Here is a 23,352-nt window from a genome sequence, read left to right as displayed (position 1 = left end):
GCCCGTAGCGCTACCTGACGGTTATCGCTTGGGCGCCAGGCTTTCCAATTGCGGCGCACCGTTGACCCTGACCTGCAACGGCTGGTCGGCCGATACGGCATCCGGCACCGGCCAGCGCATACTCGCGCCCGGCAGCACATAGCCGAGCAAACCTTCTACCAGCGGCCGGGCCTGCCCGCCTTGTTTGAACGACGCATCGGTGAGCCGCGCATGCACGGCGCCCTGGTTGCGCACCTCGATGTAACTGCGCCCGCCTACGTTGACCTTTTGCCAGCTCAAGTCCGGCTTGCCGGCACCCTTGGGGTCGCGTTGACGTGTGGCGTCGTCCTTGCTCCACAACCCGGCGCCGTAGGCAAACAAAGGCACCGAATAGCGCATCTGGAAGCGAATCGCTGCCGCTGTGTTCTTGCCTTCCGGCGGCGCCGGCACCTGCAGCGCCGAGGGGATTTCATCGATGATGATGCGATAGGCCAGCTCCTGTCCCGGCGGTACTTCGCGGGTTCGGGTCAGGCGCACCAGTTGCTTCTGGCCGGGCTCGATTTTGGCCACCGGCGGGCTGCCGATCACGTCGCGCTGGTTTTGGTACTGCTCGTCGAAACCGTTCTGGCTCCAGGCAAATACGCGGATCTGCAGGTTGGCCGTTTCCGTGCCACGGTTCTCCAACCACAGCGCGCTGGCCTGTTGATCGGCCTCCAGCACCGGGTCGATGGGCCAGATCAGCACCGAACTGGCCGCCTGCACCAGCCCTGCGCCACACAAAAGCCCTAAGGCAATACCCGCGGCCCACCACCGCCGGGAAGTTGAATGCATAAATCCACTCCTCAATACCGTTAGCCCTACCACGACAGCTGCACCTGCAGCGTGTCGCTGTACGTCCCCCCAGGCTGATTGCCGGGTAATACCACCCGCCCGTAAATCGGCAGGCTGATGTTGTTGGCATCGCTGTAAGTCACGCTGACGCTCTGGCTGACGCCCAGGCTCTGGCTGAACGCCGCGTCGCGAAACAGTTGATAGGCCACCCGCGCGCTGCCGCTGTTGAGCTGCAAATTGCGCCCGGCGCTGTTGTAAAGGCCGCCATCCACACTCATGGTCAGCGCCACCCCCGGAGTGCATTGCAAGGTCACACCGCCAGTAAGGGCTGCCGTGACCGTACCGGTGGCCAATGCCGAATAGCTGCCATAGGCCAACGCGCCGTAGTTGGAGCCGCCGCCCACGATCAGGCAACCGGGAGTAATGGTCGCGCTGACCTGGAAGCTCTGGCTGGTCGCTGCCGACAACGGCAACGGCAGCGCCAATCCACAGGCCACCCCCAGCCTGAGCCACAGGGTCAGAACGTCAGCTCCACGGCCACGGTATCGGTGTAAGTACCTGCCGGCAGGCCCGCCTTGCCCACCGCGCGACCGTAGAGGTTGACGGTTTGTGCCACGCCGGTACTGGTGGCGAGCGTCACCACGCCATCGATCGCCAACAGCGCGGAACGCCCGCTGTCAGTGTAGAAATCGTAAGGCACGAAGTTACCCGCCCCATCGGCCAGCGCACGGGTGCCCCCCGGCGAGGCGCCATCATGGGCGCCGGCACGCACCGTCACCGTTGGCGTGGTACCGGCTGAACACAGAATCGACAGCGCCCCGCCGGTGCCGGTGCCGCCCAGCAACTGGGCGTCGGCATTGGTAAACAGGCTGTTGGTGGTGCCGAAGTTCAAGCTACCGAAATTCAGCCCGGTAGCCGCCCCGGAGCCGTTGACCTGGCAACTGGCGATCAACGTCAGGCTCGAACTGATCTGCCCGGTAACCGTGGTCGCCGCATTCAGGCTGGAGGCCAGCGCCAGGCCCAGGGCACACACGCCCATTCGCGATACGAGTACATGCATGATATCCATCCTCATGGTTTACCAATCCAGAGTCACCGTCAGGGTGTCTGTGTAGATGCCGGCCGGTAGGGCCCTGGTATTCGCCACCACGGAGCCGAATACCGGGATGGGTACCTGCGCGCCCTGGGTCACGACGAAATTGCGTTGCTGGCCGATGCGGTAGGCACTCTGGCCCAGCGCATCGGCCGATAGCCGATAGGGAATGGTCTGGCGCCCGTTGCTCAAGCGGCGCGTGGTGCCGTCGCCATGGGCGCCACCGTCGATGGTCACGGTAAAACTGCTGACCAACGACGGGTTGCAGGAGACCGACAGCGGCGCTTTATCGCCATCGGAAATGGTCGCGCCCAAGGTGTCGTTCCAGGTCGGTCCCTGGCTGCCGAAATCCAACAGCGCAGTGCCACCGTCCGGCGTCACTGGCGCGCGTTCCACTCCTTTGCTGACTTCGCAACTGGCGGTAATCACCAACCGCGCATGAATCTGCCCGTTGACCACAGCCGCCTGCGCGTCCTCGGCCAGCAACAGCAGGCCGCCCAAGGCCGCGATGGCCAGATAGCGGCTTACCATGTGACCGTGACCTTGAGCAGGTCGGAATAACGCCCCACCGCAGGGATGTCTTTGAGCGGTTCAATGCGGCCATACAACGGCAAATCAACCGAGCCGGTGTCCGGTACGCGGCCGCTGACCGGTACGTCCACCGGCAAGGGGATCAACCGGGCTGCGTCGGCATAAATGCGATAAGGAATGGGCTTGCTTGAGGGCATCGCATTACTGAGGTAACGCACTTCGCCCACGCCACCGTGCAGGCCGCCGTCAACGCGCATTTGGTAAGGCGTGTCGGGGTTGCACTCCAGGCGCGGCTGGCGCTGGCTGATCAGGGCCGCACTCAGGGGGCCGGCCGGGTCATCCAGACGCGGGCCGCTGCCGAAATCCAATACGCCAAGTTGCTCGATGCCCGCAGTGCGAGTGGTGCCCACCAACTGGCAACCCCGCTGCACGTCGAGGCGCACCTCCACCTGGAGTTGCGCAGCAGAAGCCGTGTTGCAGAGCATCGCGCCCATGACAGCCAATACCGCCAATCCCTTCACTGCCCCAATTCCTTATACAGGGGTAACAACCTTGTATGAGGTTAGCCAGTTAACGCGAAAGTGCCAGTTTGCAAGGGTCGGCGCCCTTCACTGTTGGTCAAATGGCATCGAGCGTCCTACAGTGAGCGACCACCGCAATACAGAGTGATTATTCTTGGCCGTGCTTGCCCTGTTCCAGCGCCTGCTGGGTAAAAAAACTGACGTCTGGGGTGCCTCGCCCATTCCTGCCTATTTTCAGAAAAAGGCCGAACAACAGGGCTACACCCTCAGTGACGGCCAAATCCGGGCGATTACCGCCCTGAATCGGCAGGCCCAGCACCTGCTTTATGGCCAGGCCACGCGCAGCCTGTACCTGCACGGCCCGGTAGGTCGCGGCAAGAGCTGGCTGCTGGACGGTTTTTTCCAGGCGCTGCCCATCGCCGAGAAGCAACGCGTGCATTTCCACGACTTCTTTGCCCGGCTGCACCAGGGCATGTTTGTGCACCGCGAGCATGAGGATGCCTTGGGCGTCACTCTGGATCAGTTGCTCGCTGATTGCCGTGTGCTGTGTTTTGACGAGTTCCATGTGCACGATATCGGCGATGCAATGCTCATCAGCCGCTTGTTCAAGGCCCTGTTCCAACGCGGCGTGCTGGTATTGGTAACGTCCAACTACCCGCCCGAAGGGTTGCTGCCCAACCCGCTGTATCACGAACGATTCAAACCGGTGATCGACCTGATCGCCGCACGCATGGACGTGCTGGAAGTCAGCGCGCCCCAGGACTTTCGCAGCCTGCCCCAGGCCCACGCCCAACAACGTTTCACCCGCGGCCACTATGTGTGGCCGGGTACACCGGCGCAGCGGGAAAGCCTGGGTGTGCCTGCCACCAATGGCCCGGCGCAAACCCTGACGGTTGGCAATCGGCAGTTGCTGTGCCGAGACCATCAGGCGCGGACCATCCTGTTCACCTTCAACGACCTGTGTGAACAGCTCACCGCCGTGATGGATTACCTGCTGCTGTGCCAGGACTTCGACCACTGGATCATCGACGGCCTGCCGCAGTTGGCCGAATGCCCTATCGCCGTGCAACAGCGTTTTATCAACCTGGTGGACGTGCTCTACGATCAGGACAAACACCTGACCCTCATGGGTCACCAGCCGCTGGATAAAGCCCTGGAAGGCCAGGCCATCGACCTCGCCCGCACCGCCAGCCGCTTGCAGCAGTTGCACATGCTCTGCCCGCAAACCGCACCCGAGCCGCTATCATGAGCGCCTTTTACGCCCCCTTCCGAGTGCCGCGCTGTTCATGAATACCCTCGCCCAACTCAAGGCCGGCCAATTGGCCGGCGCCAAGCGCCTGGACCTGGCCTGCGGGCTGACCGAGTTCCCCCGGGAAATCTTCGACCTGGCCGACTCCCTGGAAATCCTCAATCTCACCGGCAATGCCTTGAGTAGCCTGCCCGAGGACCTGCACCGCCTGACGCACCTGCGTGTGCTGTTTTGTTCGGACAACGCGTTTACCGAGCTGCCGACGTGCCTGGGCCAGTGCGCGAAGTTGAGCATGATCGGCTTCAAGGCCAACCAGATCGGCCATGTGCCCGCCGCCGCCCTGCCGCCGCAGTTGCGCTGGCTGATCCTCACCGACAACTGCATCAGCCAATTGCCCGATGAACTGGGTCAGCGCCCGTTGCTGCAAAAGTTGATGCTGGCCGGTAACCAACTGACGCAATTGCCGCAAAGCCTGGCCCACTGCCAAAACCTGGAACTGATCCGCATCGCCTCCAACCGCTTGACCCACCTGCCGCAGTGGCTGCTGACCTTGCCAAGCCTGACCTGGCTGGCCTACGCCGGCAACCCGGTGGAAATGGCCATGACAGTGACGGGCGAAGATGGAACGCCGAACATTCCCTGGGCTGAACTGGAACTGGGAGAAGTATTGGGCGAAGGCGCTTCCGGGATCATTCACAAAGCAATCTGGAAACCCCAGGCGCTGCCGGTCGCGGTCAAGCTATACAAAGGCACCATCACCAGCGACGGGTCACCGCTGCATGAAATGCAAGCCTGCATTGCCGCCGGGCTGCATCCCAACCTCATCAAGGTGCAAGGCCGTGTCATCGGGCACCCGCAAGATCAGGCAGCATTGGTCATGAGCCTGATCGACCCGAGCTACCGCAACCTCGCGGCGCTGCCTAGCCTGGCGTCCTGCACCCGGGACATCTACGAAGCCGATACCCGTTTCAGCCTCGACGTGGCGCTGCGCATGGCACGAGGCATCGCTTCGGTGGCGGCGCACTTGCACCGTCAGGGGATTACCCACGGTGACCTGTATGGCCACAACATCCTGTGGAATGTGACGGGAGATTGTTTGCTCGGAGACTTCGGCGCGGCGTCATTCCATGCCACGGCCGACACCTTGGAAACCAGGGCGTTGCAGCGTATTGAAGTGCGCGCGTTCGGGGTGTTGCTGGGGGAGTTGTTGGATCGGGGTGAAGGGGCAGTAAATGAGGATCTGGTTGAACTGCAAAAAAGCTGTTGCCAGCCCGATGTATTGGCGCGGCCAAGCTTTGAAGAAATCGACGGCGTACTGAGCGCTATCTAACACCGCTGGAACAATGTGGGAGCAAGCCCCCTCCCACATTTTGATCCCATGCATCCGGATAAGAATCAGCCAGCCAGGCCGACAAACATATCCTGCACATCATCATGGTTATCCAGGCCTTCCAGGAATGCCTCGACTTCGGCCATCTGCTCATCGGTCAAACCACTGACCGGGTTCTTCGACAGGTAACCCAGCTTGGCCGACAGCACGGTGAAACCCTGCTCTGGCAAAGCTTTCTGCACGGCATCCAGGTCGGTGGTTTCGGTGATGAACAGGGTGGTGCCCTCTTCTTCACCGTCTTCAAAATCCTGGGCGCCAGCTTCGATGGCGGCCATTTCCGGATCAGCATCAGGGGTGTCCGGCGATGCTTCAATCAGGCCGACGTGGTTGAAATCCCACGCCACCGAACCGGAAGCGCCCAATTGGCCCTTGCGGAACGCCACGCGGATTTCCGCCACGGTGCGGTTGATGTTGTCGGTTACGCATTCGACGATCAGGGGCACCTGGTGCGGGGCAAACCCTTCGTAGGTCACGCGGTGGTATTGCACGGTTTCACCGAGCAGACCGGCGCCCTTCTTGATCGCACGATCCAGGGTTTCCTTGGGCATCGAGGCTTTCTTGGCCTGCTCCACCACCAGGCGCAGGTGCGCGTTGGTCGCGGTATCGGCGCCGTTGCGGGCGGCGATGGTGATCTCTTTCACCAGCTTGCCGAAAATCTTGCCCTTGGCATTGGCTGCCGCTTCTTTATGTTTGACTTTCCACTGTGCGCCCATGACTCACTCTCTACTTTCCATGGCGCCGAAACGTCTACTGGCCGGCGCTTTGGGGGCAGAGTTTATAGCGCAAGAACACGCTAATCCACCAAAAAACCGGCCAGGTGCCTCAGGTGCGCAGGGGTTTGATGGTGGCACTGCGATCCGGTATGAAGTCCCCCACCTGCGCCAGAACAGCCGGCCTGGCGTTCCAGTAGGGCATCAATACCAGTGAAGAAAACAGCGCCGCGCCGGCAAACACGATAAACACCGTGACGGTATCGAAGTAGCCCGGCAGCAAGCCGCCGAGGATCGCGCCCACCGAACCGCAACCATTCACAAACCCTGCCGCCGTGGCGCCGGCTTTGGCAGTGCCGAAGTCAATGGCAGCGGTGCTGCTGATCATCGAGTCCGGACCGTACAGAGTCAGGCCCATGACAAACAGCAAGGCCATCACCAGCACCACACTGCCGGTGTGCAGCGCGCCCATGAACAACGCCAGGGCCACGGTCAACGCCAGCAGGCTCAGCACACAGGCCGGCATACGCCGGGCGCCGAACAGTTTGTCGGAAGCCAGGCCGATCAGTACCGGCCCGAGCAAACCGGCCAGCTCAAACGCGGTGGGCACGATGGCCGCGCCGACCTTGCCCACCGACGGCATCTGTTCGTAGACGATTACCGGGCCCCACAGCAAAATCGCGTAGCGCGCCGGCTTGAGCAGGAAGTACGCCAGCCCCAGCGTCAACACCGTGCGGTTGCGCAAGATAGCGCGCAACGGTTCAAGCACACTGATGCGCTGTTCGGCGGCCCTGTTCTCGGCACTCATGAGCGGCTCGGGCTCCACCGCTGGCAAACCCACATCCTGGGGGGTATTGCGCTGGAAAATAAAGAACAGCACGGCCACCACCGCCACCACCGCAGCACTGGAGATAAACGCCGCGTGCCAACTACCGATCAGGGTGTAGGCCCACCAGCCGGCGAACGGTGAAGCCACCAAGCCGCCGAAGGCATAGCACGAACTCCACAGCCCCAACACCCGCCCACGCTGCTGGGCCGGGAAGAAACTACCGAGGTTCTTGCACAACCCCGACCAGCCGGTGGACTGCGCCAACCCCTGGATCAACATGCAGGTGACAAAGATCGGCAAGGTCGCAAACGTGCCCATCACCAGTGCGGCGGCGGCGGAAACCAGCAAGCCGCCAAGCACCACCACCCGTGGCCCGAAGCGGTCGGCGAGCATGCCCCAGGTGAACTGGCCCACGGCGTACGCGGCGAGATACAAGCCATCGAGGTTGGCCATCATCATTTTATCGAGGGGGAAGCTTGGGTCGTCGCCGAACCCCAGTTTTGCCACCGAGAAGGCTTTGCGGGTGAAATAGAACGCGGCGTACGCCAGCCAGGTGATGGCGAAAATCTGCACGCGCCAACGCTTGATGCTACCCATAGGGATATTCATGGTGGTTCTGACCTCAGGTGTGAGTGTGCCGGCAGAATCGAAAGAAAACGCCTGTTTTTTTTATGGTTGAGCACTGCAATGCCGGGCCTTGGAGCGCGCGGTATTGGTCAGATGAACGCGGTGTGCCTGCGCCCATGGCCGTCGAGGTTGTAGGACTCAACCTACGGCGGCTGAGGTGCATCAAAGCAATGGCTGACTAATAGGTAAAATCGATTTATCGTATTTCAAATATAAGCTCAGCTTGTAAGAGGACGTGCCATGTCGGTTTCCCATGCCCAACTCAAAGCCTTCCATGCGGTGGCCGTGCACGGCAGTTTTACCGGCGCCGCCGAGCGCCTGTTCCTGACCCAGCCCGCGATTTCCGACCAGGTGCGCAAACTCGAAGAGCGCTTCGGCGTGTTGCTGTTTCACCGCAACAAACGTTCGGTACGCCTGACCGACCTGGGCGAACGCCTGCTGGGCATTACTCAGCGCCTGTTTGTGATCGAGGCGCAAGCCGAAGAATTGCTGCAAGACTCCCGCGCCCTGCTCACTGGCACCCTCACCCTGGCGGTGGATGCGCCCGTACATGTACTGCCACAGATTGCCCGCTTCTGCCGGCTGTACCCGGGAATCAGCGTGAAGATCGAAACCGGCAACACCGATGAGTCGTTGTTGCGCCTGTACAACTACCAGGCCGACCTGGCGCTGTTGGGTCGCGATGTCGACGATGCGCGCCTGCTGTCGCTGCCATTGCCCGACGATCAACTGCTGGCGTTTGTCGCCTGCAACCATCCCTGGGCCGGGCGCGAATCCATCTGCCTGGCCGACCTGGATGACACGCCCTTGGTGCTGCGGGAAGTCGGCTCAGTGACCCGTCAGACCCTGGAGCAGGAAATGCGCCAGGCCGGCCTGCGCATTCGCCCGGCGATTCAAGTTGAAGGCCGCGAAGCCGCGCGTGAAGCAGTGGTGGTGGGCATTGGCGTGGGCGTGGTGTCGGCGGCAGAGTTCGGCGCCGACGCTCGGGTGTACGCCATGCCGATCCGCGACTGCACTCAGCGCATGAAGGAAACCCTCGTCTGCCTGAAAGAACAGAGCTCACGTCGCGTGGTGGCGAGCTTTTTGGAGATCGTGCGTGACAGCCTTCACGCCAACTCGAAAAAAGCCTGAATCAAGCGCAGCGAACGGCGCCGCTCCATGCAGCCGAGCGTATGTCGGTTCAGCAGGCCATCGCCCAGGATCGGCACAGCGTGTACCCGCGGGTCCGGGCTGACCTCCATCGACGACACCACCCCTACCCCCAGTTCGGCCGCGACGGCTTCGGTCACGGCTTCACGGCTGTCCAGTTCCAGCAGCACCCTGGGCTGCACATTCGCCGCCAGGCACGCGTCGTCGAACGTGCGCCGGGTAATGGAACTGGGTTCACGCAGCACCATGATCACCTCATGCAGCTGCGCCAGTTCAATCCCGTCGGGCAGCTTTGCCCACGGATGCGCTGCCGGCACCAGCGCGCAAATCCGTGACTCGTCCAGAGGTTGCAGGTGCAAGCCATTGCGCGGCTCCACCTCGGTGAGCACTGCCACATCGGCATGTTCGGACAGTAGCGCCGCCAGGGTTTCCTGGGCGTTGCCCAGGCGCAGGTTCACGGTAATGCCCGGGTAGCGCGAGCGCAGGCTGGCGATCATCGGCATCACCAGGTGCGGACCATCCGCCGCCACCTCCAGACGCCCAGTGAGCAACTGACGGTTGGCCTCCAGCATGGTCTGCGCCTCATCCACCAAACCGAAGATCGCCCGGGTGATGGCCGCCAGGCGTGCGCCCTCTTCGGTCAACTCCACCCGGCGGGCGGTACGGCGCAACAGCGCAATCTGGTAATGCTCTTCAAGCGCCTTGATATGCCCGGTTACCGCCGGCTGGCTGATGAACAGCCGCGCCGCAGCACGTGTAAAACTGCCCTCGCGGGCCACGGCATCGAATGCACGCAGTTGAAACAGGTTCATAGCTATCGGCCTCACTGATAGCTCGCATAACAACAAACAATTTGATTGATAACAAGCCAAACTGCAATTTAGGCGCCGTAGCTTCAACCCCGACCCTTGCGAGGATTTGAGATGACCACTGCCGCGCCGATCCTGTTGACCCCTGGCCCCCTGACCACTTCGACCCGCACCCGTCAGGCGATGATGGTGGATTGGGGGTCATGGGATAATCGCTTCAACCAGCTCACCGCCAGCGTCTGCACGCAGCTGCTGGCGATCCTCAATGCTGCCGACAGCCACCATTGCGTGCCGTTGCAGGGCAGCGGCACCTTCGCCGTCGAAGCCGCCATCGGCACGCTGGTCCCGCGCAATGGCAAGGTGTTGGTGCTGATCAACGGCGCCTACGGCAAGCGCCTGGCGAAGATTTGCGAAGTGCTCGGTCGCTCGTTCAGCACCTTTGAAACCGCTGAGGACGAGCCCACCACCGCTGCCGATGTAGATCGCCTACTGCAGGCTGACGCGGCCATCACCCACGTCGCGTTGATCCATTGCGAAACCAGTACCGGCATTCTCAACCCGCTGGCGGAGATCGCCCAGGTCGTCAAACGCCACGACAAGCGCCTGATCATCGATGCCATGAGTTCTTTCGGCGCGCTGCCGATCGATGCTCGCGAAGTGCCGTTCGAGGCGCTGATCGCCGCCTCGGGCAAATGCCTGGAAGGCGTACCGGGCATGGGCTTTGTCTTTGCCGAAAAAGCTGCGCTGGCCGCCTCCCAGGGCAACTGCCATTCCCTGGCAATGGACCTGTTCGACCAGCACACCTATATGGCCAAGACCGGACAATGGCGTTTCACCCCACCGACCCACGTCGTCGCGGCCCTGCATGAAGCGTTGCTGCAATACGCCGAAGAAGGCGGCCTGCCCGCCCGTCATCAACGCTACGCCGACAACTGTCAGGCACTGCTGGACGGCATGGCTGCGCTGGGCCTGCGCAGTTTCCTGCCGGCGGCGATCCAGGCACCGATCATCGTCACCTTCCACGCACCAAAAGACCCGCGCTACCAGTTCAAGGACTTCTACGAACGGGTCAAGGCCAAGGGTTTCATCCTTTACCCCGGCAAGCTGACCCAGGTGGAAACCTTTCGCGTGGGCTGCATCGGCCATGTCGATGCGGCCGGTATGCAGGCGGCGGTCAAGGCTATCGCCGACGTGCTGCAAGAAATGGAAGTGCTGGACATTTGACTGCCCCCATTACCCACAGGACCTGAACCATGAACTATCAAAACCCCAACACCCTCCAGGCCGTTATCCTCGACTGGGCCGGCACCGTGGTCGACTTCGGCTCCTTCGCTCCCACGCAGATCTTTGTCGAGGCGTTTGCCGAGTTCGACGTGCAAGTCTCTATCGAAGAAGCCCGTGGCCCGATGGGCATGGGCAAGTGGGACCATATCCGCACTCTCTGCGACCAGCCGCAAGTTGCCGAGCGCTACCGCAAGGCCTTCGGCCGCACACCGACCGATGATGACGTGACCGCCATCTACCAGCGTTTCATGCCGCTGCAAATCGAGAAGATCGCCGAACACTCAGCCCTGATCCCCGGCGCCCTCAACACCCTGGCCGGCGTGCGCGCCCAAGGTATCAAGATTGGCTCCTGCTCCGGCTATCCCAAGCAAGTGATGGACAAGGTCGTGGCCCTGGCCGCCACCAACGGCTATGTCGCCGACCACGTGGTCGCGACCGATGAAGTCCCCAACGGCCGCCCTTGGCCGGCCCAGGCCCTGGCCAACGTGATCGCCCTGGGCATTGATGATGTGGCCGCGTGCGTGAAGGTCGACGACACCGTGCCGGGTATTCTCGAAGGCCGTCGTGCCGGGATGTGGACCGTAGCGCTGACCTGTTCGGGCAATGCCCTGGGCCTGACCTACGAGCAATTTCGCGCCCTGGACAGCGCCACACTGGCCAGCGAGCGTCAGCGTATCGAAGCGATGTTCCAAGCCTCGCGCCCGCACTACCTGATCGACACTATCACCGACTTGCCGAATGTCATCGCCGACATCAACGCACGCCTGGCACGCGGGGAAATGCCGCAAAGTTACTGACCAGGATCAAGGCAACGGCATTGGCAACGAGCGAAGCGCTCAAAACGGGCATACAGTTAACGTACTCCGTCGCTAAAGAACGGAGGTATGCCCTGATGAGTGAGGAAAAAAGCGATGCCGTGGAAAAACTCCGATACGCGCTACAGCACCATGTCGATTGCGCTGCACTGGTTGATGGTAGTGCTGCTGGCGGTGGTCTACGCCTGCATTGAGTTACGCGGCCAGTTCCCCAAAGGCAGCGGTGCGCGCACGCTGATCGTCGAAATGCACTTCATGCTCGGCCTTACCGTGTTTGTGCTGGTGTGGCTGCGACTGTTTGCACGCAGCCTGGGGGTGGCGCCGAAGATCGTGCCGGCACCGCCGCAATGGCAGAACCTGCTGGCGAAGCTGATGCATTGGGCGCTGTATGCGTTGATGATCGGGTTGCCGATTGCCGGTTGGTTGATCGTCAGTGCCAAGGGGCATTCGGTGATGTTCTATGGGATGGAGTTACCGCCGCTGATTGCAGAAAACAAGGCGTTGGCCGAGGAGATTGAAGGCTGGCACGTGCTGTTCGCCCAGATCGGTTACTGGCTGATCGGGCTGCATGCGCTGGCGGGGATCTTTCACCATTATGTGATGCGCGATAACACTGCCTTGCGAATGATGCCGGGCGGGCACAATCCCACCCGTTGACACCTACAGGAAACCTCGGCGGCCTTGCAGGCCGCCAGTGTGGATGAAGATCAGCCGCGCGCCGGGGGCAAAGCGTCCGGCCTCGATCTGTTGCTTCAATGCCAGCAGCGCCTTGCCGGTGTAGAGCGGCTCCAGTGGCACACCGCAGGCCCGTTCGGTGCGCTCGATAAAGTCGAGCAGCAGCGGATCGACCTTGGCAAAGCCGCCACGGCAGGCGTCCAGCAACTCATAACCGGTCTGCACAATCGCACTCACATTCTGCGCCACACCATGATCATCCGGCACAGCCATTGCGCCGTACACCGGATGCGCGCCGACCTCCGCCAACACCAGCCCGGCCAGGGTAGTGCCGGTGCCCGCCGCCAGCCACCATGCGTCGTAATCCGTCCAACCGAGGTGGCTCAACTGCACCCGCGCCTGCTCCACCAACACCCCACAGCCCAGCGCGCCGTCCAGACCACCACCGCCTTCGGGTATCGGATAAAGGTCGGGATACTGCTCGCGCCAGGGCAGCCAGAAACCCGGCTCATGCCGCGCCCGATAACCGCCGTAGCCCAGCCAATGCAGTTGCATGCCGAAGGTCTTGAGGTCGAGCACCGTGGGAGTGTCTTGGGGATGGCCGCGCAACAGGCCGACCGTGGGAAAATCAAAGCGCTTGCCCGCCGCTGCCAGTGCGTGCAGATGGTTGGAGTGAGCCCCGCCAAGGCTGATAACCCCTTTGGCGCCGGTAGCGCGGGCCTGAGCCAAGTGTTCGGTAAGTTTGAACCACTTATTGCCGCTGATCAGCGGGTCGATGCGGTCCAGGCGCAGCACGGCCAACTCGATGCCGTTCAGCCAATCAAGCTGCACAGGTTCAAGGGGCGCATAAGGCAGCCAATCGAAAGGGCCCATCGGCAGGTATCTGAATGAGAAAGGGGCGGCAAGTCTAACACCGCCCCTATTGTCGCCTTACAACTCGGCCGCCAGGCGCGAGCCCTGATTGATGGCGCGCTTGGCGTCCAGCTCGGCGGCCACATCGGCACCGCCGATCAGGTGCACGTTCTGGCCGGCAGCGACCAGGCCGTCATGCAGTTCGCGCAGCGGGTCCTGGCCGGCGCAGATGACAATGTTGTCCACCGCCAGCACCTGCGGTTCACCCTCGGCGCCGATGCGGATATGTAAGCCTGCGTCATCGATCTTCAAGTACTCGACACTGTTGAGCATCTGCACCTGTTTGTTCTTCAAACCGGTACGGTGAATCCAGCCGGTGGTCTTGCCCAGGCCGTCGCCAACCTTGGAAGCCTTGCGTTGCAGCAGGAACACCTCGCGGGCCGGCGCATGGCGCTCGGGCTTGATCCCGGCCACCCCGCCACGTGCTTCCAGTTGGGTATCGATGCCCCACTCTTTCCAGAACGCCTCGCGATCCAGGCTGGTAGACACGCCTTGGTGTACGAGGAATTCCGATACATCGAAACCGATGCCGCCGGCACCGATAACCGCCACACGCTTGCCCACCGGCTTGCGCTCCAGGATCACATCCAGGTAACTCAACACCTTGGCGTTCTCGACTCCCGGGATCGCCGGGGTGCGCGGCGCGATACCGGTGGCCAGGATCACCTCGTCATAACCACCTGCCACCAGCTGCTCGACGCCCACACGAGTGTTGAGGCACAGCTCTACGTGAGTGGTCTGCAATTTGCGTTTGAAGTAACGCAGGGTTTCGAAAAACTCTTCCTTACCCGGCACACGCTTGGCGATATTGAACTGGCCGCCAATCTCGCTGGCGGAATCGAACAAGGTCACCTGATGCCCACGCTCAGCGGCAACAGTGGCAGCGGCCAGACCGGCAGGGCCGGCGCCGACCACCGCGATTTTCTTGATCTGCTTGACGGGCAGGTAATTGAGTTCGGTTTCATAGCAGGCGCGCGGGTTGACCAAACAGGTGGTCAGCTTGCCGCCGAAGGTGTGGTCCAGGCACGCCTGGTTGCAGCCGATGCAGGTGTTGATTTCATCGGCGCGCCCAGCGGCGGCCTTGTTGACGAACTCCGGGTCGGCCAGAAACGGGCGCGCCATCGAGACCATGTCGGCATCGCCCTCGGCCAGGATCTGCTCGGCGATTTCCGGGGTGTTGATGCGGTTGGTGGTGATCAGCGGAATCTGCACCGCACCGCGCAATTTGGCGGTGACTTTGCTGAAGGCGCCACGCGGGACCTTGGTGGCAATGGTAGGGATACGCGCTTCGTGCCAGCCGATACCGGTGTTGATGATCGTCGCGCCAGCCTGCTCGATAGCCTTGGCCAACTGCACGATTTCCTTCCAGACGCTGCCGCCTTCCACCAGATCAAGCATCGACAGGCGGAAGATAATGATGAAGTTCGGGCCGACGGCCTCGCGCACGCGACGCACGATCTCCACCGCCAGGCGCATACGGTTTTCAAAGCTGCCGCCCCAACGGTCGGTGCGATGGTTGGTCTGGGCGGCGAGGAACTGGTTAATGAAGTAGCCCTCCGAACCCATGATCTCCACACCGTCGTATTCGGCGGCCTGGGCCAGCAACGAGCAGGTGACGAAATCCTGAATCTGCTTCTCGATGCCCTCCTCATCCAATTCCTTGGGCTTGAACGGGTTGATCGGCGCCTGGATCGCACTCGGCGCCACCTGCTTGGGGCTGTAGGCATAACGCCCGGCGTGAAGGATCTGCATGCAGATCTTGCCGCCCGCCTCGTGCACCGCCTGGGTGACGATCTTGTGCTTGCGCGCCTCTTCTTCAGTGGTCAGCTTGGCTGCCCCGGCGTATACCCCGCCTTCATCATTCGGACCAATGCCGCCGGTGACCATCAGGCCCACGCCGCCACGGGCGCGCTCGGCAAAGTAGGCTGCCATGCGCTCGAAACCGCCGGGCTTTTCTTCCAGGCCGGTGTGCATCGAGCCCATCAGGGTACGGTTGCGCAAGGTGGTAAAACCCAGGTCCAACGGGGCCAGCAGGTGCGGGTAGGCAGCAGCGGTCATGGTACAGCTCCACAACGGATCATCACGGGACGTGGCGCACTCGAACGGTGTGCCATCGGTTTATGTCCCACAGACTAAGAGGCGGTGGACCACGGCTCAATGACTGAAACTGACAAGTTATTGATCCAAATGCACAGCGCCCCTTGGCAAGCCGCGCCATGGGCCCTACCCTAGTCGCGAACCCTGCACCTGGTCTGTTGTCTGTTGCCCCATGCGTAAACTTCTAGCGTTCACCGTCACCATGGCCCTGGTTGCCGCCCTCGCCGCGTATCTGGTCTGGACCCAGGAGCGCCCCGTGGCGCATTACCTGTCGGACCTGCGTATCACCCTCGCCGTCAATGAGGGCGAACCAGCCGACCGTGGCAATCTGCTCGGCATTCAGCCAGAGCTGTTCCCTGCCGACTACCAAAGCCTGGAACGCCTGCATTTGAAGCTGTCGAGCTACCTGCAAAAAGCGCGCGACCAAGGCCTGATCAACGCCAAGACCATCGTGGTGCTGCCCGAACATATCGGCACCTGGCTGATGCTCAAGGGCGAAAAAAACGAGCTGTACCAGGCCACGCATTTGAAGGATGCGATGAACTGGCTGTCGATCAGCAACCCACTGCAGTTTGCGAAAGCCTGGATCAGCGCCACCGGCGACAACCGCATGGATGACGCCTACCTGCGCATGAAGGCCCCTGCCATGGCGCGCGACTATCAAGTGGTGTTCGGCGGGCTGGCAAAAGAATTTGGCGTAACCCTGGTGGCCGGTTCCATCGCCCTGCCCAACCCGAGCGTGATCCAGGGGCAGTTGGAAGTCGGCCATGGCGCGCTGTACAACGCCAGCGTGGTGTTTGCCGCCGACGGTTTGCCACTGGGCCAACCGCAGCGCCAGCTCTACCCGATCTACGATGAACGTGGCTTTATCGAGCCAGGCGATGAGAATGTCGTCAGCGTGGTGGATACGCCTGCCGGGCGCCTGGGCACCCTGGTCGGCAGCGACAGCTGGTACCCGGACAACTATCGCAAGCTCAACGAGCAAGGTGCGCAACTGATCGCAGTACCGGCCTTCGTCACTGGCCGCGACACCTGGGACCGTCCATGGCGCGGCTTCAAGAGCGTGTCGACGCCTTCCGAGGTCAGCCTCAAACCCGAAGAAACCAGCGAAGGCGCCGCCTGGCGCCGCCTCACGCTGATCAGCCAGCAGCCTGTCAGCCAGGCCATGGCGGGCATGAGCGTGTTTTTACGTGGGCAGTTCTGGGACCTGGGCAGCGCCGGCCAGAGTTTTCTGAGCAGCAACGGGCAAGTGTTCGCCGACGGCGAGGCCCGTGGCGCGCGCCTGCTGAATATCTGGCTGTAGCCCTTGAAGCCGGTGCGCCTGGGGGATCTGTCGGTGGGCTTCGTGCACACCCTGGCCGATGCCATCCAGAGCCACGGCCTGGACCCGCAACCGCTGTTGCTGCAATACGGCCTGGACCCTGCACGCCTGGCTGAAGCCGGCGCACGCCTGTCGATCCCGCGCTATATGCGCCTGGGCCACGCGGCCATCCAACTGACCGGCGACCCGGGCCTGGGCCTGCGCATGGGCCAACTCAGCCGCTTGAGCCAGGCTGGCCTTGCCGGTGTCACCGCCGCCCAGGCCCCCAATGTGCGCGAAGCGGCGCGCACGCTCACACGCTTTGAAGCGCTGTACGGCTCCAACTATCGCGGGCAATCGAGCTTTCATGAAGATGCCGAAGGCGCCTGGCTGCGGTTCTACTCCATCAGCCCCTACAACGCCTATAACCGCTTTGTGGTGGACTCGATCATCGCCGGTTGGCTGCAACAATTATCCAGCCTGGCGCAACAGCCGGTGCAGGCACAACGGATAGAAATCGAATTCGACGCGCCGGACTATCACGAACACTACAACAGGCTGGGAAGCGGCCTGGTGCACTTCGGCGCCGATGCCAATCAACTGCGTCTGAGCCAACCCACCTTGGCGCTGCGCAACCCACAGCACTGCCCAAGTACCTGGCACCTGTTGCTGCAGCTGTGTGAAAGGGAGTTGGAGCAGCTGACTCGCACCCGCAGCCTGCGCGAGCGCATCACGCGGTTGCTCGGGCCTATGCTCAATGGCGGCCGGGAACCCGACCTGGAAGAGGTGGCGGCACGCTTGAAACTGCCGACCTGGACTTTACGGCGCAAACTGACCGAGGAAGGCACACAGTTTCGCGCAATTCTCAACGACACCCGCCGCGACCTGGCCATGACCTATATTCGCGATACCGAGCTGGCATTTGGCGAAATCGCCTACTTGCTTGGTTTTGCTTCAGCCCAAGCCTTCCAGCGGGCCTTCAGACGCTGGAATAACCAGACCCCAGGGGAATTTCGCCGCAGTCAGCGGCATTCCGCCTGAAGTCAGCGTTACAGCTCGGTGGCATCGTCGACCGGATCCAGCGGGTCCAACTCGAATGCCTGGTACTCCAGCAGTTCTTCCTGGTAATCGTCCATGGTGGACTCCTTCTTCAAATGAAAGCGGTGGCAGGTAAATGACCTGCGAACCCAGCCTAAAGTGCCGTCATGACGAAAAAATGTCGACGTTGTGACATTCCTGCGCTTGAAAAGTTAAACGCGACAGGCGCCGGATAATTTAATCCCATGACTTGAAGTGCGATTGCAATCATTGCAAATGCAATCATATTTCCAGTAGGGTACGAGTATCCGTTGGAAGGAGCCTGGACCCATGCCTGCCTCTATCGCGCATTCTGCGCAGAGCTGCATCGACGCACTCAGCACCGCCGTTTGCCCGGCCAACTCGCCGCTGTATACGGTGATGAGCATGGCCAATACCCTGGAATCCAGCCGGCACGCCTGGGTGATCCGTGGCCAGTCATGCAGCCGCCGCGTGGGCAACTGGCCTATCTGGTTTGCGCGCAATCGCGGCGAAAAACCCCTGCTCTATCTGCACAGCGCAGTATCGTCTGCACAGTTGTGCGCACTGTCGGAGCAGACCGCCCAACGTGGCATCTTTTGCAATGACATCGAGAACCAGCCTTCCCCGTGGCCCAAGGGCACGCACCCGTCATTGCCAGTATGGCTGGCGGCTCATCCACGCTGCACACCCTACGATCCCGCCTCGGGAGACGAAGCTCGAGCGATTGTGCTGGCAGGACTACGCACGCTGTACATCGACGGCCAGCCAGGTTTTTATTATTTGACGCTGCATGACCAGGATGCCCACACGACACTGACTGCCCAGGACCGAGAGGATGCCCACAAAGGCATGTATCCGATCCGGCGTGGACAAGCAGCAGATGTGCGCCTGCTCGGGGCTGGCCGGGCGCTGGAAGAGGTGATGTACGCCGCAGAGTTGCTGGAACAGGACTGGAATATTACGGCGCAGGTGTGGAGCAGCCCCAGCTACACACGGTTGGCCCGTGAGGCGGCGACCGCGGAGCGCTGGAACCGCTTGCACCCCTTGGCCCCCAGGCGCAGCTGCCATTTACGTGATTGCCTGGCAGGCAGTAGCGCACCCGTCATTGCCGTCACCGGTTATCCGCAGGTGATTGTCGATCAATTAGCCGCGCATGTAGATGCACGATTTATCGCCTTGGGCGCAGGCTCGATGCAGGCCTCTGCGCCGAGCCGCTATTGGATTGTGGCGTCAGCGTTAAGAGCGCTGGCCGATGAAGGGCGTACCGAGGTGCAGCAGGTGGAAAACGCACTGCAGCGCTATCACCTGAAGTGAGGGGGAATGCAATTGCGCAAGCAAGGTCCCCCGCACTGAGTCTGTTTTCGAACCTACGATTTACGTCGGCTGCGCACTTGCACACCCGCATCCATCGCCAAGCCCGCCGTGCGCTCCAGGGCATCGGCAAATGCCTGGCGCTGCTCGGGTTCGATTTGTGAAATGAACAGCTCGTCCACGGTGCTTTCGTAGATTTTCCACATGCTCTTGCGCAGCGCTCGACCCGTGTCCGTGATCGAGGCAAACGCCGCACGACCGTCGCCATCGGAGCGGGAACGCACTACCAGGCCGTCCTTTTCCAGGCGGTCCACCAGGCGCGTGAGGTTATAGCGCTCAATGGCCAGCACATCGGCCAGTTCGTGCATACGCCGGGTGCCGCCGGGCCCGCTTTCCAGGCCCCACAACGCATCGTACCAGGCGTACGGCGGCAGGCCCGCCGCAGCCAGGCGCCGCTCGATTTCACGGATGACCGTCCTGTGAGCCCTGACAAAACGGAACCATACATCCGGCTCTTTCGACGACATGCAACACCATCCGGGGAATTTCAAGAAGGTTGCAATAGTAGCTCATCCCGCGCTAGATTCTGGCATGTCGTTGCAATTGCAACTACATTTTGCATCACTCCCGCGAGGAGCTCGCTGCTTGAATCCGCCTACCCTGGAGCCTCACATGACCCCGAATGACCCAGTAAGACTCGACGATGATCCGCAGGAAACCCGCGAATGGCTGGACTCCATCGAATCGGTGCTGTCCACCGAGGGCCGTCCCCGCGCTCATTACCTGATCGATCAGTTGCTGGATTTCGACGTTGCACGGCATGGCGACTTCTACGGGCGGGTGACCACCCCCTACGTCAATACCATCCCGGTTGAGCGCCAGTTGCCCTACCCCGGTAACCAGGCCATCGAGCGGCGCACCAATGCGTTCATCCGCTGGAATGCCATGGCGATGGTATTGCGCGCAGGCAAACACTCAGGCGTGGGTGGGCATATCGCCACCTATGCGTCAGCCGCCGTGCTGTATGACGTAGGCTTCGATCATTTTTTCCGTGGCCGAACCGACACATTCGACGGCGACCTGGTGTACATCCAGGGCCATTCCTCACCAGGCATTTATGGCCGTGCCTACCTGGAGGGCCGTATCAGCGAAGCGCAGCTGGATAACTTTCGGCGCGAGGCCGGTGGCGAGGGCTTGTCTTCCTACCCTCACCCACGCTTGATGCCGGACTTCTGGCAATTCCCTACGGTCTCCATGGGCCTGGGGCCGATCACCGCCGCGTACCAGGCGCGTTTTATGCGGTACCTGGAGTTTCGAGACCTCAAGCAGCATCAGGGCCGCAAGGTTTGGGCATTCCTCGGCGATGGCGAAATGGACCAGCCCGAATCCCTGGCGGCCATCTCCCTGGCGGGCCGCGAAAAACTCGACAACCTGATCTTCGTGGTCAACTGCAACCTGCAACGCCTGGATGGTCCGGTGCGCGGCAATGCCAAGGTGATCCAGGAGTTCGAGAGCCTGTACCGTGCCGCCGGCTGGAATGTGATCAAGGTGATCTGGGGCGGCGGCTGGGACGCGCTGCTGGAAAAGGACCAGAGCGGCCTGCTGCGCCAACGCATGATGGAATGCGTGGATGGCGACTACCAGAATTACAAATCCCAGAATGGCGCTTATGTGCGTGAACACTTCTTTGGCAAATACCCGCAGTTGCTGGCGCTGGTTGCGGACATGTCCGACGACGACATCTGGAAACTCTCACGGGGCGGGCATGACCCGGACAAGGTCTACAACGCCTACGCCGCCGCCGTGCGCCACAAGGGCCAGCCCACGGTGATACTGGCCAAGACGGTCAAGGGCTTCGGCATGGGTGAAGCTGGCGAAGGCCAAAACATCAACCATCAGCTGAAGAAGATGGGGGCCGAAGCGGTAAAAGCTTTCCGCGACCGCTTCGGCCTGGAGGTCGACGATGACCGGCTCGAAGAAATCCCCTACCTCAAACCCGCCGTCGACAGCGAAGAGGCCCACTACTTTGCCGCACGACGGCAGGCGCTGGGAGGCTATGTGCCAGCGCGCCACACTAGCGCTGCGCCGCTGCAAATCCCCGAGCTGAGCGCCTTCGCCACCCAACTCAAAGACACCGGTGAGCGCGCCATCTCCACCACCATGGCCTTTGTGCGCATCCTCGGCACGCTGCTCAAGGACACGCATTTGGGCAAGCTGATCGTGCCTATTGTGCCGGATGAGTCGCGCACCTTTGGCATGGAAAGCCTGTTCCGCCAGATCGGTATCCACTCAGCCGTCGGCCAGCTCTATACCCCACAGGACGCCGGGCAATTGAGCTACTACAAAGAGAGCAAAGACGGACAGATCATGCAGGAAGGGCTGAATGAATCCGGCGCCATTTCTTCCTGGATCGCGGCAAGTACCTCCTATAGCAACCATGGCCTGATGACCGTGCCGTTCTATATTTTCTACTCGATGTTCGGCTTCCAGCGCGTCGGCGACCTGGCCTGGGCGGCGGGCGATGCGCGAGCACGGGGCTTCCTGCTGGGCGCCACGGCCGGGCGCACCACGCTGATGGGTGAAGGCTTGCAGCACGACGACGGGCACAGCCATATCCTGGCGTCGGTGATTCCCTGCTGCGTGGCCTATGACCCGACTTTTGCCTACGAACTGGCAGTGATTATTCGCGAGGGTATGCGGCGCATGTATGTCGAACAGGAGGACATCTATTACTACATCACCCTGCTCAACGAAAACTATCCGCACCCGGCGATGCCGGAAGGCGTTGAAGAAGGCATTCTCAAGGGCATGTATCCGCTGAGCAGCCACCCGCAGGCAAAGGTGCAGCTCATGGGCAGCGGTTCAATCTTGCGCGAAGTGATCGCCGCAGCCGAGTTGCTCGCCAAGGATTTCGCCGTGCATAGCGATGTCTGGAGCGTCACCAGCCTGACCGAATTGCGCCGTGATGGGCACGCCGCCGAACGCTGGAACCTCCTGCACCCGCAAAGCGAGCCGCGCCAAAGCTACGTCGAAACCTGCCTTGCCGGGAGAACCGGCGCTGTGGTGGTGGCCACGGACTACATGAAGTTGTTCGCCGACCAGATTCGCCCCTTCGTGCATAACCGCCGTTTTGTCGCACTGGGTACCGACGGTTTCGGGCAATCGGACACCCGCGAGACATTGCGCGAGTTCTTCGAGGTAGACCGGCACTTTATCGCTTTAGCAGCCTTGAAGGCGTTGGCTGATGACGGTGTGATTGGTCGTGACAACGTCGCCCTGGCCATCAGCCGCTACGGGATCAACGTCGACAAGGCCGATCCCGTAGCCATCTGAGTTACTGCGCAGGCGCTGGCAAGGGCGGTATTGCCTCTGTCGGCGCAGGCAGGCTGGGATTGGTCGGCGCCGGCGTGGGCTCGGTTGCTGGCGCCGAGGCAGGCGCAGGTTCCGGGGTCGGTGCGATCGGCGCGGCCTCAGGTGGCGGTGCCAGGGGTTGCGAAGCGGCAGGCGCTAAAGGGGCATCCTTCGGCGCCTCGACCTTCTCGGCTACTGGAGCGGCTACCGGAGCGGCCTTGGGTTCAGGCACACCCAGGTCAGCCTTGGGCTGCTCGGGTATATGCTCGGCCTGCTTGACCTCCTGCGGCAGGAACACATCCACCAGCGCAAAGTAACGCTCGTAGAACTTCGGCGCCGAGACGGTCTCGCTCGCGACTTTCACCATCGAGTCGTCAGTGGAGCCGATCGGCATCGACACCGAACCCAGCACACCCACGCCGAGGCTGGCGGAGTTGTTGACCTTCTTCAGCGCATAGCGATCCTGCAAGGCGTTGGCAAACATCGTCGAGTGATTGCTGCCTTTGCCATCAGCAGCGCACACCACGTTGAAACTGATCTGCAGATGGGTCTCGCCGGTCTGCTGAAAACTCTTGTTGCCCGCCACCAGCTTTGGATCGCTGCTGGTAATGATGTAACCCTGGCTCAGCAGGGCACGACGCGCCGCTTCACACGCCGCTACATCGCTGACCGGGTAATCGCGGGAAAACGTACCGGAATCGTCGAAATTCTCATGTTCATAGATAGCGGTCTTGGGTGAGGAGCAGCCCGCGGCGCCCGCCAGCACCAGCGCCAACCCGAGGCTACGCAAGTGAAATGATGTCGACATTGAAAATCCTGTGGAAAACGGT

The 23,352-nt window shown here is 61.8% G+C and carries 22 protein-coding genes; 10 read left to right on the top strand and 12 right to left on the bottom strand.

Going from position 1 to position 23,352, the window contains the following annotated elements; all coding sequences use genetic code 11:
- Positions 1-21: 21 nt before the first annotated feature.
- The 5 genes from JH25_RS02430 to JH25_RS02450 are packed head-to-tail and all read right to left on the bottom strand — an operon-like array spanning position 22 to position 2,928.
- Complete coding sequence (locus JH25_RS02430) at positions 22-810, bottom strand: fimbrial biogenesis chaperone (protein ID WP_032880553.1); 789 nt, start codon at positions 808-810, stop codon at positions 22-24.
- 26 nt (positions 811-836) lie between these two features.
- Positions 837-1,325 (bottom strand): Csu type fimbrial protein, encoded by a 489-nt coding sequence (locus JH25_RS02435; RefSeq protein ID WP_032880552.1) that lies wholly within the window; start codon positions 1,323-1,325, stop codon positions 837-839.
- A 2-nt stretch (positions 1,326-1,327) separates the two neighbouring features.
- On the bottom strand, positions 1,328-1,870 hold the full coding sequence (locus JH25_RS02440) for a Csu type fimbrial protein (RefSeq protein ID WP_032881297.1): 543 nt from the start codon (positions 1,868-1,870) through the stop codon (positions 1,328-1,330).
- 18 nt (positions 1,871-1,888) lie between these two features.
- Complete coding sequence (locus JH25_RS02445; RefSeq protein ID WP_032880551.1) at positions 1,889-2,434, bottom strand: Csu type fimbrial protein; 546 nt, start codon at positions 2,432-2,434, stop codon at positions 1,889-1,891.
- Positions 2,428-2,928 carry a Csu type fimbrial protein gene (locus tag JH25_RS02450; protein WP_164699568.1) on the bottom strand — a complete coding sequence of 167 codons (501 nt, stop codon included), beginning with the start codon at positions 2,926-2,928 and terminating at the stop codon, positions 2,428-2,430. The genes JH25_RS02445 and JH25_RS02450 overlap by 7 nt, the downstream gene beginning before the upstream one ends.
- A gap of 181 nt (positions 2,929-3,109) precedes the next feature.
- Here JH25_RS02450 and zapE point away from each other — a divergent pair, with 181 nt between their 5' ends.
- Together zapE and JH25_RS02460 are read left to right on the top strand one after the other, a co-directional pair.
- Complete coding sequence (gene zapE / locus JH25_RS02455) at positions 3,110-4,204, top strand: cell division protein ZapE (protein ID WP_032880549.1); 1,095 nt, start codon at positions 3,110-3,112, stop codon at positions 4,202-4,204.
- Positions 4,205-4,241: 37 nt separating this feature from the next.
- On the top strand, positions 4,242-5,534 hold the full coding sequence (locus JH25_RS02460) for a protein kinase (protein WP_032880548.1): 1,293 nt from the start codon (positions 4,242-4,244) through the stop codon (positions 5,532-5,534).
- Between the two features lie 65 nt (positions 5,535-5,599).
- On the opposite strand, the gene JH25_RS02465 is transcribed toward JH25_RS02460, so the two are convergent.
- The gene (locus JH25_RS02465; RefSeq protein ID WP_005789254.1) at positions 5,600-6,307 is read right to left on the bottom strand and encodes a YebC/PmpR family DNA-binding transcriptional regulator; all 708 of its coding nucleotides are present in this window, start codon (positions 6,305-6,307) and stop codon (positions 5,600-5,602) included.
- Between the two features lie 109 nt (positions 6,308-6,416).
- A complete protein-coding gene (locus JH25_RS02470; protein WP_032880547.1) occupies positions 6,417-7,742 on the bottom strand; it encodes an MFS transporter in 1,326 nt (441 codons plus the stop codon).
- Between the two features lie 258 nt (positions 7,743-8,000).
- Between JH25_RS02470 and JH25_RS02475 the strand changes: the two genes are divergently transcribed.
- A complete protein-coding gene (locus tag JH25_RS02475; protein WP_032880546.1) occupies positions 8,001-8,891 on the top strand; it encodes a LysR substrate-binding domain-containing protein in 891 nt (296 codons plus the stop codon).
- Here JH25_RS02475 and JH25_RS02480 read toward each other — a convergent pair.
- Complete coding sequence (locus JH25_RS02480; protein ID WP_032880544.1) at positions 8,867-9,721, bottom strand: LysR substrate-binding domain-containing protein; 855 nt, start codon at positions 9,719-9,721, stop codon at positions 8,867-8,869. The genes JH25_RS02475 and JH25_RS02480 overlap by 25 nt on opposite strands.
- Before the next feature lie 111 nt (positions 9,722-9,832).
- Here JH25_RS02480 and JH25_RS02485 point away from each other — a divergent pair, with 111 nt between their 5' ends.
- The 3 genes from JH25_RS02485 (at position 9,833) to JH25_RS02495 (ending at position 12,474) form a co-directional block, all read left to right on the top strand.
- Positions 9,833-10,942, top strand: coding sequence for a 2-aminoethylphosphonate--pyruvate transaminase (locus JH25_RS02485; protein WP_032880543.1), 1,110 nt, complete (start codon positions 9,833-9,835; stop codon positions 10,940-10,942).
- 29 nt (positions 10,943-10,971) lie between these two features.
- Positions 10,972-11,799, top strand: coding sequence for a phosphonoacetaldehyde hydrolase (gene phnX, locus JH25_RS02490; protein ID WP_032880542.1), 828 nt, complete (start codon positions 10,972-10,974; stop codon positions 11,797-11,799).
- A gap of 114 nt (positions 11,800-11,913) precedes the next feature.
- Positions 11,914-12,474: a cytochrome b gene (locus JH25_RS02495; protein ID WP_032880541.1), complete on the top strand. Its 561-nt coding sequence runs from the start codon at positions 11,914-11,916 to the stop codon at positions 12,472-12,474.
- Between the two features lie 3 nt (positions 12,475-12,477).
- Here the strand turns inward: JH25_RS02495 and JH25_RS02500 are convergent, their stop codons facing one another.
- Positions 12,478-13,365, bottom strand: coding sequence for a 1-aminocyclopropane-1-carboxylate deaminase/D-cysteine desulfhydrase (locus JH25_RS02500; RefSeq protein ID WP_032880540.1), 888 nt, complete (start codon positions 13,363-13,365; stop codon positions 12,478-12,480).
- A gap of 57 nt (positions 13,366-13,422) precedes the next feature.
- Positions 13,423-15,462, bottom strand: a complete 2,040-nt coding sequence (locus tag JH25_RS02505) for an NADPH-dependent 2,4-dienoyl-CoA reductase (protein ID WP_032880539.1) — start codon at positions 15,460-15,462, stop codon at positions 13,423-13,425.
- 211 nt (positions 15,463-15,673) lie between these two features.
- Between JH25_RS02505 and JH25_RS02510 the strand changes: the two genes are divergently transcribed.
- The 3 genes from JH25_RS02510 to JH25_RS02520 all read left to right on the top strand — a co-directional run bounded on the left by JH25_RS02510 (position 15,674) and on the right by JH25_RS02520 (position 19,174).
- Positions 15,674-16,804 (top strand): carbon-nitrogen hydrolase family protein, encoded by a 1,131-nt coding sequence (locus tag JH25_RS02510; protein WP_032880538.1) that lies wholly within the window; start codon positions 15,674-15,676, stop codon positions 16,802-16,804.
- A gap of 3 nt (positions 16,805-16,807) precedes the next feature.
- Positions 16,808-17,842 carry an AraC family transcriptional regulator gene (locus JH25_RS02515; protein ID WP_032880536.1) on the top strand — a complete coding sequence of 345 codons (1,035 nt, stop codon included), beginning with the start codon at positions 16,808-16,810 and terminating at the stop codon, positions 17,840-17,842.
- Positions 17,843-18,169: 327 nt separating this feature from the next.
- The gene (locus JH25_RS02520) at positions 18,170-19,174 is read left to right on the top strand and encodes a transketolase-like TK C-terminal-containing protein (protein WP_032880535.1); all 1,005 of its coding nucleotides are present in this window, start codon (positions 18,170-18,172) and stop codon (positions 19,172-19,174) included.
- Positions 19,175-19,227: 53 nt separating this feature from the next.
- On the opposite strand, the gene JH25_RS02525 is transcribed toward JH25_RS02520, so the two are convergent.
- The gene (locus JH25_RS02525) at positions 19,228-19,698 is read right to left on the bottom strand and encodes a MarR family winged helix-turn-helix transcriptional regulator (protein ID WP_032880533.1); all 471 of its coding nucleotides are present in this window, start codon (positions 19,696-19,698) and stop codon (positions 19,228-19,230) included.
- 145 nt (positions 19,699-19,843) lie between these two features.
- Here JH25_RS02525 and aceE point away from each other — a divergent pair, with 145 nt between their 5' ends.
- A complete protein-coding gene (gene aceE, locus JH25_RS02530; RefSeq protein WP_032880532.1) occupies positions 19,844-22,504 on the top strand; it encodes a pyruvate dehydrogenase (acetyl-transferring), homodimeric type in 2,661 nt (886 codons plus the stop codon).
- Between the two features lies 1 nt (position 22,505).
- Here the strand turns inward: aceE and JH25_RS02535 are convergent, their stop codons facing one another.
- Positions 22,506-23,330, bottom strand: coding sequence for a DUF2242 domain-containing protein (locus JH25_RS02535; RefSeq protein WP_032880530.1), 825 nt, complete (start codon positions 23,328-23,330; stop codon positions 22,506-22,508).
- Positions 23,331-23,352: the final 22 nt, after the last annotated feature.

The organism is Pseudomonas sp. BRG-100 (assembly GCF_000737955.1).
GTDB classification, from domain to species: domain Bacteria; phylum Pseudomonadota; class Gammaproteobacteria; order Pseudomonadales; family Pseudomonadaceae; genus Aquipseudomonas; species Aquipseudomonas synxantha_A.
This window is presented reverse-complemented; position numbering and strand designations above follow the sequence as displayed.

What these genes read in the sequence shown, in the direction of transcription:
- JH25_RS02500 (WP_032880540.1), bottom strand. Translation starts at nt 13,365, where the DNA reads ATGGGCCCTTTCGATTGGCTGCCTTATGCGCCCCTTGAACCTGTGCAG.
- JH25_RS02470 (WP_032880547.1), bottom strand. Translation starts at nt 7,742, where the DNA reads ATGAATATCCCTATGGGTAGCATCAAGCGTTGGCGCGTGCAGATTTTC.
- JH25_RS02525 (WP_032880533.1), bottom strand. Translation starts at nt 19,698, where the DNA reads ATGTCGTCGAAAGAGCCGGATGTATGGTTCCGTTTTGTCAGGGCTCAC.
- JH25_RS02510 (WP_032880538.1), top strand. Translation starts at nt 15,674, where the DNA reads ATGCGTAAACTTCTAGCGTTCACCGTCACCATGGCCCTGGTTGCCGCC.
- JH25_RS02480 (WP_032880544.1), bottom strand. Translation starts at nt 9,721, where the DNA reads ATGAACCTGTTTCAACTGCGTGCATTCGATGCCGTGGCCCGCGAGGGC.
- JH25_RS02535 (WP_032880530.1), bottom strand. Translation starts at nt 23,330, where the DNA reads ATGTCGACATCATTTCACTTGCGTAGCCTCGGGTTGGCGCTGGTGCTG.
- aceE (WP_032880532.1), top strand. Translation starts at nt 19,844, where the DNA reads ATGACCCCGAATGACCCAGTAAGACTCGACGATGATCCGCAGGAAACC.
- JH25_RS02505 (WP_032880539.1), bottom strand. Translation starts at nt 15,462, where the DNA reads ATGACCGCTGCTGCCTACCCGCACCTGCTGGCCCCGTTGGACCTGGGT.
- JH25_RS02450 (WP_164699568.1), bottom strand. Translation starts at nt 2,928, where the DNA reads ATGGGCGCGATGCTCTGCAACACGGCTTCTGCTGCGCAACTCCAGGTG.
- JH25_RS02460 (WP_032880548.1), top strand. Translation starts at nt 4,242, where the DNA reads ATGAATACCCTCGCCCAACTCAAGGCCGGCCAATTGGCCGGCGCCAAG.
- JH25_RS02440 (WP_032881297.1), bottom strand. Translation starts at nt 1,870, where the DNA reads ATGCATGTACTCGTATCGCGAATGGGCGTGTGTGCCCTGGGCCTGGCG.
- JH25_RS02430 (WP_032880553.1), bottom strand. Translation starts at nt 810, where the DNA reads ATGCATTCAACTTCCCGGCGGTGGTGGGCCGCGGGTATTGCCTTAGGG.
- JH25_RS02465 (WP_005789254.1), bottom strand. Translation starts at nt 6,307, where the DNA reads ATGGGCGCACAGTGGAAAGTCAAACATAAAGAAGCGGCAGCCAATGCC.
- JH25_RS02485 (WP_032880543.1), top strand. Translation starts at nt 9,833, where the DNA reads ATGACCACTGCCGCGCCGATCCTGTTGACCCCTGGCCCCCTGACCACT.
- JH25_RS02445 (WP_032880551.1), bottom strand. Translation starts at nt 2,434, where the DNA reads ATGGTAAGCCGCTATCTGGCCATCGCGGCCTTGGGCGGCCTGCTGTTG.
- phnX (WP_032880542.1), top strand. Translation starts at nt 10,972, where the DNA reads ATGAACTATCAAAACCCCAACACCCTCCAGGCCGTTATCCTCGACTGG.
- JH25_RS02475 (WP_032880546.1), top strand. Translation starts at nt 8,001, where the DNA reads ATGTCGGTTTCCCATGCCCAACTCAAAGCCTTCCATGCGGTGGCCGTG.
- JH25_RS02520 (WP_032880535.1), top strand. Translation starts at nt 18,170, where the DNA reads ATGCCTGCCTCTATCGCGCATTCTGCGCAGAGCTGCATCGACGCACTC.
- JH25_RS02495 (WP_032880541.1), top strand. Translation starts at nt 11,914, where the DNA reads ATGCCGTGGAAAAACTCCGATACGCGCTACAGCACCATGTCGATTGCG.